Origin of the sequence: Mitsuokella jalaludinii DSM 13811, from assembly GCF_000702905.1 — a bacterium.
GTDB classification, from domain to species: Bacteria; Bacillota; Negativicutes; order Selenomonadales; family Selenomonadaceae; genus Mitsuokella; species Mitsuokella jalaludinii.
In genome coordinates, this window is the sequence record NZ_JNKR01000035.1 from 1 (window position 1) to 10,727 (window position 10,727).

Sequence of the window (10,727 nt, forward strand, 5' to 3'; positions counted from 1 at the left end):
TTTGGTGAGCCCCGCACCCGCGGGGATGATCCCATGCGCGTATACCGCCTTGAGCTCTTTCGACGGTGAGCCCCGCACCCGCGGGGATGACCCCGCTTCGCGGCATGCAGGTAATCCCTCGAGAAAGTGAGGCCCGCATCCGCGGGGATGACCCCAGGTACGCCTGGATAACTCATACACATTATAGGTGAGCCCCGCATCCGCGGGGATGATCCCCATCCTCGCAAGCTAAACAAGAGCTGGAAGATGTGAGCCCCGCATCCGCGGGGATGATTCCAGCGCGAACGCAATGAATCTCTGGCAGACGGCGTGAGCCCCGCATCCGCGGGGATGATCCCATCGCGCGCCTCTTTGTGCCGGTCGGCACGCTGTGAGCCCCGCATCCGCGGGGATGATCCCGATAAGCGGCCCATTTTGTCGGATCTGCGTGAGTGAGCCCCGCACCCGCGGGGATGATCCCGCGACAATCGGTTCAGATGACATTACATTGAGGTGAGCCCCGCACCCGCGGGGATAATCCCTCGCGTGAGGCGCTGCCGCGCTTCTTTGTCCAGTGAGCCCCGCACCCGCGGGGATGATCCCGGCGTCATCATGCATCTCCTCTATAAGCACTAGTGAGCCCCGCACCCGCGGGGATGATCCTCGACACGGAGACCGTGAGCGGCGGCAGCGGAGGTGAGCCCCGCATGCGCGGGGATGATTCCCGTAAAAGGGAGGGGGAGAAGTATGAGGAACATGATGAAAAAGATGGACGATGATGTCTTACCTGGGGCAAGATATCATAATTTTTAATATTTCATCAATTTTTTTAAAAGGATTTTCATATCGCTTATCGAATATATACTATGGCAAATGTATGAGGAAAGAAATGCAAAATGGTACGAGGATGATTTACGACTCGATGCACTGATTCTGACATGGTACAAAATGGGGGAGAGTATGATGGCGAAGGATGAGATGATATTATCATCCCCGGCACGGTCGTTATGGGGCAAGTTGTCGCTCGATGGTACACATCGTTGGTTGCCGCTCTGGATGCATTTAGCGGATACAGCAGAAATTGCGGATTTACTGTGGGCGCATTGGCTGCCGCCTCATACAAAAAATGTGATTGTAGATGGATTTGATTTTTCAGAATCGGTTTCAACGGCAGACCGTGAAATCTTTGCAGGAAAATTTGTTCGTTTTTTAGCAGCTTCACATGATTGCGGCAAGGCTTCTCCTGCTTTTGTGGAAAAGGCAAGGAAGGTCGGTTTTAGCGATATCGTCGATGAAATCACTAGCAAGGGATTGTCTGTTGAGGTCAAAAACCAAGCGATGGCAAAGCGATTCTCACATGCATTGGTGGGGGAGGCAATCCTAGAGCACCAAGGAGTGGATCGCAGTTTAGCCGATATTGTGGGAGCGCATCATGGCAAACCTGTGGGGGTCAAACAGGATCTTAAGGCAGCTCCGGAATACTCATCTCTTACAGGCATGAAAGATGAAGCGTGGAGAAGTGTTCAAAAGGAGCTCGTACAGTATGCACTGCATTTGGCAGGTTGTTCATCCATCACGGGAGTGACATTGAGCATGCCAGCGCAGGTCATCTTGAGTGGTTTGCTGATCATGGCGGATTGGCTGGCCAGTGATGAGACTCGGTTCCCGTTAATCTCGCGTGATTACGGCATCATGAAAATCGAATCCTCACATGATCGTGCAAGGCAGGCATGGTCTTGCTTGCATTTGCCGGAGTACAAACAGTTTGCATCGGCTTGCCCATGGTCGCAGCTTTATGAAGAGCGATTTGGCCGTCAGCCCAGGCCGGTGCAGGTTCATGCCTTGCAGGTGGCATCTCGGTTGGAGCATCCTGGCTTGATGGTGATTGAAGCGCCGATGGGAGAGGGAAAGACAGAGGCCGCATTAGCGGCAGCAGAAGCCTTTGCACGCCGCTTCGGGCTGGGGGGAATTTATTTTGCCTTGCCGACACAGGCGACAAGTGATGGTATCTTCCCACGTATTGAGAAGTGGATCGAGCATCTCCATGCGGGAGTGAGTCGGTCAATTTTTTTGGCACATGGTAAGTCAGGCTTCAATGATGTCTATACCGGGATAAGATTGAAATCTCATCTGTATGATGAAGAGGATGATGATGAGAAGCAGGCCGATGTGGTCGTCAATGATTGGACGCAGGGCAGAAAGAAGGGATTGCTTGCTGATTTTGTCGTGGGAACGATTGACCATGTCCTGATGGGCGGACTCAAGATGAAACATCTGGCATTGCGTCATCTGGGATTGGTAAACAAGGTTATTATCCTTGATGAATGCCACGCATACGATGCTTATATGAGCCAATATCTGGATCTTGTCTTATCTTGGTTGGGTGCATATGATGTTCCTGTTATCGTTCTATCGGCAACTTTGCCGCCACATCGTCGTCAGGAACTCCTGGCTGCTTATCAGAATCGGAAAATCGAGAAGAAAGTTGATATTGCCACGGATCCCGTTAGCCCATATCCATTGATCAGCTATACCGACGGCAAGAATGTTTATCAGGATTTGCCAGAACCTTCTGGCCGAAAGAGGGTCGTTCGTCTGGCACAGCTCGATGAAGATAATCTGGGCGAGACTCTAAGTGCATTACTGTCGGATGGTGGTTGTGCCGGTATCATCCGCAATACTGTCAAGAAAGCACAGTCTGTTGCACAGTGCATGGAAATGTATTTCGGAGAAGACTGTGTCCGGTTGATTCATTCTTGTTTTTTGAGCTTTGACCGTGTGCGGAAGGAGCAGGAGATTCGCGATCTGCTGGGGCCACAGGAGGACCACCGCCCCGACAGACTCATTGTGGTCGGCACGCAGGTTATGGAGCAGTCACTTGATGTGGATTTCGATGTGCTCTTCACGGAGATATGCCCCATGGATTTGCTCTTGCAGCGCATAGGCAGGCTGCATCGCCATAACAGGAAAAAAGCGCGTCCAAGCCGCTTGGAGGAAGCGACGTGCTATATCATGGGAATCCAAGATGCATTGACATTTGATGAGGGGAGCACTGCTGTTTATGGCGAGTATCTGTTGATGAAGACAAGGGCTTTCTTAGAGCAGCGCTTAGTCTTGCCAGATGATATCCCTCGTTTAGTCCAGCAGGTGTATGAGGCGGGATATGATGACGAAATCATTAACCGGCTTGCAAAAGAAGCCGATATAGCTGATGTAAGTCAGCAATATGCGAATGCAAGAGATCGATACGAGAAGTGTATTAAAGAAAAAAAGAATAAAGCAACGACCTTCCAGATCAAGACGCCGAAGGCTCAACGAAGGAATTTGCTCGGCTGGCTAAATGCATCGCAGACGGAAGACGTATCTGGGAAACGAGGAGAAGCTACGGTTCGCGATAGCGGAAATTCACTTACGGTATTGGTTATCTGTAAAAAGGAAGATGGCGGCCTCTACACCTTGCCATGGCTTCCTGGGCATGGTGACGAGCGGATTGACGATGTACCAGACGATGCTCTAGCCAAGGCGATTGCAAGCTGTTCCATCAATCTGCCATCCTATTTTGTGCAGGATTGGCAGATTGATAAGGTAATCGATGAATTAGAACAAATCGTTCTCGATAATCATCTGAAGGACTGGTATGCATCACACTGGCTGAAAGGGGAATTGTTCTTGGTCCTCAATGAAGAGCATGAGATGCATTTGTTAGATCGTATCCTTGTTTATGATGAAAAGAACGGACTTTGGAGCTACAAGGAGGAATGAGAGTTGGACGGAAAAGAACCAGAAATGGAATTCAATCTGTTGGACGAGCCTTGGATTATCGTCAAGACGAAGACAAATGAAACGAAAACATGGTCCATCCTAGAGCTCTTTGAGCATGCACATGAAGCACAAGAGCTGGCAGGTGAGCTACCTACGCAGGATATTGCTATCATGCGGCTGTTGCTGGCCATCATGCACGGTGCCTTTGTGACGGATGAGATTGAAACGGCAGACGATGCCATAGACTTATGGACGAGTATGTGGGAAGAGAAGCAGTTCCGTTTCGATGAGATAAAAGCATATCTGGAGACATATCATGACCGTTTCTGGCTCTTTCATCCAACGCAACCGTTCTATCAGTCTGCGCATATCAAGCAGAATATGGATTCATATAAGGAAGCAAAGGGGAAGAAAGTCTCGCCGGAAATCAAGTGGAAGACTGTTGCTAGATTGGTGGGAGACTTATTTCAGAGTGACAATAAAGCACGATTATTTCCAATGCGCACTGGAAAAGAGCAGGAATATTTAACCTATGCAGAAGCTGCAAGATGGCTGCTGCACTTGAATGGATTTGATGACAATTCTGCAAAAATGCCAGTGCCAAAGGGCCCTGGATATTTGGCACAATTGGGATTGCTTTATGCCAAAGGAAGAAATCTCTTTGAGACGTTGATGCTTAACTTTGTCTTGGTTGATGACCGTGATGAAGTCTTTGCAGATGGCGACGAAGACAGCAAGGCGTATTGGGAAAAGCCGATCTATGAAACAATTGAACAGGAGATATCGCAGCCGAGAGCTCAAAAGGACTTGCTAACGATGCAGTCTAGGAGAATATTCCTTCGCAGAGAGCAAGGCGTGGTTACGGGATATCTGTTGACAATGGGCGATTATTTCGCAAAGGATGCTAGCTTGCTCAATGAAACAATGACTGTGTGGAGTGAGGATAAAATCAGAGGATTTTTACCGAAAGAGCATCAGTTGAAATGCCAGATTTGGCGAGATTTTTCTTCATTACTTGGTATGAACGTCGATACGAAATCTAAACAGCCTGGCGTGATACATTGGTTACAACTTTTAGATGATGAAATAGAAGAAATAAAACCATTGCATATTTGTATTACAGGAACAAAATATAAGTGGCAATCACCAGCATGGCAATTTGTTGACTATATCCAAGATAGCCTTGCTATTAATGCATCGTTGCTCGATAAGATGAATGAGGTATGGATACAAGAAATTGTCAAATTACTGGTAAGAACCGAGAATGCCGTCAGGAGCTTTGGAAACTTCGCTACTAATCTTGCTGAGGTATCTGGTGATAGCTTACAAGAAAATTCTCTGAAAAAAAAGCAAGAAATTAGAAAGGCCGCTGAAGAAGAAGGATATTATCATCTGGATCAGGTATTCCGGAGATGGTTGCGCTGCATCGCCCCTGACAAAGATGAATTGGAGAAAAGGACGGCTGAATGGTTGTCCATTGCCAAGAAAACACTGTTGCAGTTGGCTCAGGAAGAACTCAGTCAATGCTCAGAGACGGCTATCGTAGGAAAGGTAAAAGAAGGGAATGTACAGAATGCTATCAAGGCGTTCCAGACATTTCGATATCATATTAATCAAGCATTAGGATGAGGTGATTAGGATGAATCCAGTGGAGCTTGATATTCTTCGATTCATGAGAAGACGTATCCCGCGTATTTATTCATCAAAGGCAGCCTTAGCATGTTTGCGGCGAGGAATTGGAAAAGAGATCGGCATGATGCCAGATTTGTTGGGATTTGTATTGCCGGAACATGAAATCAGCAGCTACTGTTATCAAGAAGAACAGATAGAGAAAGCATTGTATACATCGTTGACGTTATATGCTTTTCATCAACAGGGGATGGAGCGTTGCATGAGTGACGGCCTGACAGATGAAGATACTGCTGTAAGCCATAGAAATTCCTTTGGGTATGCTGCTGGCAAACTGTTCCAGACTTCTGCAAATGAAGCAGGGGTGCAGAGGCGATTCAATCAGGTCCTTACGGCAAAAGACTTAACTGAGTTGTCTGTGCATGCAAGAGGTATCATTGGGTTAATGAAACGGTACAATATAACGTTAGATTACCCTCATTTTGCTTTGGATCTTTATCATTTTCAACAGTTGGATTGGCATAGGAGAATTGTCCTGAACTGGGGTAAAGATTATTATATGAAGGATGTAGAAAGCGGAAAGGAAGAGAAAGAATGAAAGATCTCGATAGAATCTATGTGGATTTCCATGTCATCCAAACAGTACCGCCAAGCTGTGTCAATCGTGATGATACAGGATCGCCTAAGACAGCATTATATGGCGGTGTACGGCGTGCAAGAGTATCTTCGCAGAGTTGGAAACGTGCTATGCGAAACATGTTCCGTGAAGATTTCCATGAAAAAGATTTAGGTATTCGTACAAAAAGGTTGGTTGAATTTGTCCAGGAAGAAATCCAAGGTATCTCTTTGAAAATAAGCTCTGAAAAAGCTAAAGAATTAGCAAGTAAAATTATCAAAATCGCTATGGAGCCACCTAAAAAAAGTAAGAAAAAGAAAAAAGACGAGGAAATAAAAGCGTTGTTTTTTATAAGTAAGATGCAGGCTCATAATTTGGCTGATTATGTGTTGAAACATCAAGAAGATGATACGATAGATAAAACAGAGGTAAAAAAATTAATTAAACAAGGTAATAGCATAGATATTGCCTTGTTTGGTCGTATGGTAGCAGATGATCCGAATTTGAATGCAGATGCTTCTGCGCAGGTGGCTCATAGTATTTCAACACATCGTGTGGACAATGAGTACGATTATTTTACGGCGATTGATGATCTTGCACCAGAGGATGAGCCAAGCACGAAAATGATCGGCGTTGTCGAGTATAATTCCTCCACGATGTATCGCTATGCGACGGTGGCAGTACATAATCTGGTCAAGGAATTGGGCGGTGAGAAGGAAGCGACTGTTGCAGCCGTCGCCGAATTCGCAAAGGCATTTATCCAGTCGATGCCGACGGGCAAGCAGAATACCTTTGCCAATCGGACCTTACCAGATGCGGTACTCGTCACGATTCGCCGCGATCAGCCAATCAATCTCGTCGGTGCGTTTGAAGAGCCGGTTCGTACCATCGAGGGCGGCTATGTGAAGCCTTCCATCCAGAGATTGGAGAAGTACGCTGATAAGATTTACAATCAGTATGTGGATGCGCCAGAGAAAGCATGGGTAATCGGTATGGACGGTCAGGCAGAATCGGTCAATCTGAATGGACTGCTTCAGGGGTTACGGGATGCATTGATTCATGATATGGAGAACTTGGCAAAGGAGTGAGGGGATGAGTACTCTGCTTTTGAGATTGGCTGCACCCATGCAGTCATGGGGGATAAGCAGTAAATTCAACCGTCGCACGACCAATATGGAGCCGACTCGCAGTGGCGTGATTGGCATGCTCGCTGCTGCCATGGGAATGTCGCGCGAGGATTCTCTCGATGTGTTCAACCCATTGAGGTTTGGCGTTCGGATTGATCAGCCAGGGACGATGAATCGAGATTTTCAGGTAGTATATCAAAATCCTGACGATATATTACCTACGTGGTTGACATATCGCTATTATCTCGAAGATGCTGTTTTTCTTGCAGGACTGGAGGGACCGTCTGGGTTCTTGGCAGAGCTAGAAGCTGCTTTGATGCATCCTGTCTATCCACTGGCACTTGGACGACGTTCATGCCCACCTGCAGAGCCGTTGGTTCTTGGCATCCGTGATGTGGATCTCTTGACAGCATTGAGGCAGGAAGAATGGCAGGCATCCTCTTGGTACCAGAGAAAGGCCAAATGGCAGAACATAACGTCCTTAGAGATTGTTCGTGATGCCAGTCCGGATGAGAGTGGCTATGCTGTCCGTGATGTTCCGGAGAGCTTCAGCCAGAAGAGACGACTTTATCGGTTCCGGAATGTCATCCGTGAACAAGTTTTTTTGGACCAGCTTGTCAGTTCTGAGAATACGGAGAATGAGCAGGGAACTCCTAAGGAGCATGATCCGATGGAGTTATTGGAGGACGACGATGTATCTATCAAGAGTCAGAATCAATAAAGATATCCACACATCAATGAAATTCCTGGGGTCGTTGCAGGTCATGCATGCTACGGTAGAGAGTTGCTTTGCGCCGGACGATGCATCGAGGAAACTTTGGCGCTTGGATTATTTTCATGGTCAGCCCTATTTACTGGTGTTTAGCCAGCAACAACCGGACTTTGCTCATTTAGTAGAGCAATTCGGTTATGTTGGTGATGCTGGTGAAAGTCGCAATTGCCATAAATTGTTTCAGATGTTAGCGAATGGCCAGCAATATCGCTTTCGCTTCTGCGGCAATCCGGTCCACAGCATCAAAGAAGGAACTCGTGACCGGGGGAAAGTCGTCCCGCATGTGACTGTGCCGCAGCAAGAGGACTGGTTTCGCACGAAGAGTGAAGGTGCTGGCTTTGTGCCAGAATCTTTTGCGGTTGTACAGCGTGATATCAAGAAATTCACGCGCAAAGGCAAGCTTGTCACACTGCATACAGCTGTATTCGAGGGAATCCTGCGGATAACGGATGCAGAACAGTTCCGTCAGACATTATGTGCAGGAATTGGCAGGGCAAAATCGTATGGTTGCGGTTTGCTTACCTTGGGGCGTTTGTAGGTGGTCAGGGGGTGGTGATGAGATTGTGAGGGATGTTTATGAAAAGGTTACCTGGTGCACAGAAGACAGAACTGCAGGAACTGCCTCAGATCAAAGAACGATTGTCCTTTTTGTATCTCGAACGCTGCCTGATTAATCGTCAGGACAGCTCTATCAGCATTACTGATGAAAGAGGGACGGTGCAAGTCCCAGCAGCGTCGCTTAGTGTACTGTTGCTGGGGCCGGGGACGACGGTCACACATCGTGCCATGGAATTGATTGGTGATGCGGGGACGAGTGTCTTGTGGATTGGCGAGCATGGTGTGCGCTACTATGCTTCGGGTAAACCCTTGACTCATTCAGCGGCACTGTTGATGATGCAGGCGAAATTGGTGACAAACACGAGGAGCCGTCTTGATGTCGCACGCAAGATGTATCAGATGCGCTTTGCAGGTGAAGATGTCTCACATATGACAATGCAGCAGCTCCGCGGCAAGGAAGGCGCGAGAGTACGGAACATCTATCGCAAGTGTGCGAAAGAAAATGATGTGGAATGGAACGGCCGTGAATATGATCCAGATGATTTTGAAGGAGGAAATGCAGTCAACCAGGCCTTGTCGGCGGGGACTGCCTGCTTGTACGGCCTGGCACATAGCGTCATCGTGGCCATGGGAGCATCACCGGGACTTGGCTTTGTCCATACTGGTCACGAGAAGTCTTTCGTATATGATGTAGCAGATCTGTACAAGGCGGAGTATGTCATCCCGCTGGCTTTCCGATTGGCGGCAGATCCGTCCGATGATATCGGCGGCGACATGCGGCGTGCTCTTCGGGATAAGATCGTCGAGGGCCATTTGCTGGAACGGATGGTGAAAGATATCCGTTACTTGCTTCTTGGCAAGGATGATACAGAAGTATCTTATGCGGATATCGTGAACCTTTGGGATGAAAAGAGGGGCGCTGTACAGAATGGTGTTTCCTATGGAAAAGAAACAGAACTGGAAATCGGATATGGCACGATAGTCGAGGATAGCGATGATAGTGATAACCTTGACGGATTGTCCTAAATCCTTACGTGGTGACCTATCCAAATGGCTCTTGGAAATCAACACGGGAGTCTTTGTGGGCAAGGTCAGTGCCCGCGTGCGGGACAATCTTTGGAAGCGCGTCAAAGATTCGGTCAAGAATGGACGTGCGACATTGGTCTATACGACAAATAATGAGCAACGCATGGATTTTCGTCTTCATCACAGTGAAAATCAGATTATCGATTTCGATGGATTAAAACTCGTGATGAAGCCAAGTGTGAGTCGCGTGCGTCAGTTAGAGCAAAAGCGCAGGCCTTTCAGCAAAGCAGCGCAGATTCGCATGGCTAAGCGAAAGCAAGCGCATGCTCAGCATGAGCAGGATGAGGATGCGGAGAATTCAACGCTTTTTTCTGAGTCTACATCATCGGAACGTTACCCTGTTGATTATGTCGTATTGGATCTTGAGACATCCGGCTTACGCGAAAAGCTCGATGAAATCATCGAAGTTGGTCTGCTAAAAGTAGTAGCCGGGCAAGTAGTTGCATCGTATCAAGTGTTGGTTCATACGAAAAAGCCAATTCCACGTCCAATTGAAAAATTGACAGGGATCACGAATGAGATGGTATCTGCATCTGGTGAAAGCTTGGAGGTGGTGCTGACAAAAGTTGAATCCTTTATCGGCAAGAATTGTTTGGTGGGCCATAACATTGCGTTTGACTTGAGATTCCTGAATCATGCACTGCGGAAGCACGATTGTAGAATCATCACCAATCCCCACTATGATACCATGGCTCTATACCAAGAAAAGTGTGATTCAAAAAAACGCATAAGTTTGGCAGATATGATGACAGCCCTGGGATTATCTCAAAAGCCGATACACCGGGCCTTGCAGGATTGTCGAGCCGTGCAAGAAGCATATGAAGTATTGAGAAAGAAGTAGTGTTATAGGATAACTCGTAAAACTGAATAAAATATGGGATTAGATACCGAGAGAATGGCGTCATTATTGGGATTTTTTAGTGTGAGCCCCGCATGCGCGGGGATGATCCTACGCCAATGTGGTCAAGGTTGCCGCCTGTAGCGTGAGCCCCGCATGCGCGGGGATGATCCCAGGGGTGGCAAACGGTTGAGAACGAGAAAGTCGTGAGCCCCGCATGCGCGGGGATGATCCCGCACCAAAAACGCTCTCAGACATGCTCTCAGGGTGAGCCCCGCATGCGCGGGGATGATCCCGAGTGCATCAACAACCTCAATGTGGCTATGCTGTGAGCCCCGCATGCGCGGGGATGATCCCACA

At 47.8% G+C, this 10,727-nt stretch carries 8 protein-coding genes and 2 CRISPR repeat arrays; all 8 genes read left to right on the forward strand.

The window, feature by feature from the left end:
• Positions 1-4 precede the first annotated feature (4 nt).
• Positions 5-698: a CRISPR direct-repeat array (repeat unit 23 nt; unit sequence GTGAGCCCCGCACCCGCGGGGAT).
• A 241-nt stretch (positions 699-939) separates the two neighbouring features.
• From cas3 to cas2e, 8 genes are read left to right on the forward strand one after another with little or no spacing between them, the layout of a single operon-like run.
• Positions 940-3,741 (forward strand): CRISPR-associated helicase Cas3', encoded by a 2,802-nt coding sequence (gene cas3 / locus T518_RS10425; protein ID WP_162177243.1) that lies wholly within the window; start codon positions 940-942, stop codon positions 3,739-3,741.
• Between the two features lie 3 nt (positions 3,742-3,744).
• The gene (gene casA / locus T518_RS10430) at positions 3,745-5,370 is read left to right on the forward strand and encodes a type I-E CRISPR-associated protein Cse1/CasA (RefSeq protein WP_036378707.1); all 1,626 of its coding nucleotides are present in this window, start codon (positions 3,745-3,747) and stop codon (positions 5,368-5,370) included.
• Between the two features lie 10 nt (positions 5,371-5,380).
• Positions 5,381-5,968 (forward strand): type I-E CRISPR-associated protein Cse2/CasB, encoded by a 588-nt coding sequence (gene casB, locus T518_RS10435; RefSeq protein ID WP_072003599.1) that lies wholly within the window; start codon positions 5,381-5,383, stop codon positions 5,966-5,968.
• Complete coding sequence (gene cas7e / locus T518_RS10440; RefSeq protein ID WP_036378717.1) at positions 5,965-7,074, forward strand: type I-E CRISPR-associated protein Cas7/Cse4/CasC; 1,110 nt, start codon at positions 5,965-5,967, stop codon at positions 7,072-7,074. Before casB ends, cas7e begins: the two co-directional genes overlap by 4 nt.
• 4 nt (positions 7,075-7,078) lie before the next feature.
• Complete coding sequence (cas5e, locus tag T518_RS10445) at positions 7,079-7,834, forward strand: type I-E CRISPR-associated protein Cas5/CasD (RefSeq protein ID WP_036378719.1); 756 nt, start codon at positions 7,079-7,081, stop codon at positions 7,832-7,834.
• Positions 7,806-8,423, forward strand: a complete 618-nt coding sequence (gene cas6e, locus T518_RS10450) for a type I-E CRISPR-associated protein Cas6/Cse3/CasE (protein ID WP_036378721.1) — start codon at positions 7,806-7,808, stop codon at positions 8,421-8,423. Before cas5e ends, cas6e begins: the two co-directional genes overlap by 29 nt.
• A gap of 38 nt (positions 8,424-8,461) precedes the next feature.
• Positions 8,462-9,469 (forward strand): type I-E CRISPR-associated endonuclease Cas1e, encoded by a 1,008-nt coding sequence (cas1e, locus tag T518_RS10455; RefSeq protein WP_036378724.1) that lies wholly within the window; start codon positions 8,462-8,464, stop codon positions 9,467-9,469.
• The gene (gene cas2e / locus T518_RS10460) at positions 9,438-10,370 is read left to right on the forward strand and encodes a type I-E CRISPR-associated endoribonuclease Cas2e (protein WP_051652309.1); all 933 of its coding nucleotides are present in this window, start codon (positions 9,438-9,440) and stop codon (positions 10,368-10,370) included. The genes cas1e and cas2e overlap by 32 nt, the downstream gene beginning before the upstream one ends.
• An 81-nt stretch (positions 10,371-10,451) precedes the next feature.
• Positions 10,452-10,723: direct repeats of the CRISPR family, unit length 28 nt; unit sequence GTGAGCCCCGCATGCGCGGGGATGATCC.
• The last annotated feature ends 4 nt before the right edge of the window (positions 10,724-10,727 follow it).

What these genes read in the sequence shown, in the direction of transcription:
- cas3 (WP_162177243.1), top strand. Translation starts at nt 940, where the DNA reads ATGATGGCGAAGGATGAGATGATATTATCATCCCCGGCACGGTCGTTA.
- casB (WP_072003599.1), top strand. Translation starts at nt 5,381, where the DNA reads ATGAATCCAGTGGAGCTTGATATTCTTCGATTCATGAGAAGACGTATC.
- cas7e (WP_036378717.1), top strand. Translation starts at nt 5,965, where the DNA reads ATGAAAGATCTCGATAGAATCTATGTGGATTTCCATGTCATCCAAACA.
- cas5e (WP_036378719.1), top strand. Translation starts at nt 7,079, where the DNA reads ATGAGTACTCTGCTTTTGAGATTGGCTGCACCCATGCAGTCATGGGGG.
- cas6e (WP_036378721.1), top strand. Translation starts at nt 7,806, where the DNA reads ATGTATCTATCAAGAGTCAGAATCAATAAAGATATCCACACATCAATG.
- cas1e (WP_036378724.1), top strand. Translation starts at nt 8,462, where the DNA reads ATGAAAAGGTTACCTGGTGCACAGAAGACAGAACTGCAGGAACTGCCT.
- cas2e (WP_051652309.1), top strand. Translation starts at nt 9,438, where the DNA reads ATGATAGTGATAACCTTGACGGATTGTCCTAAATCCTTACGTGGTGAC.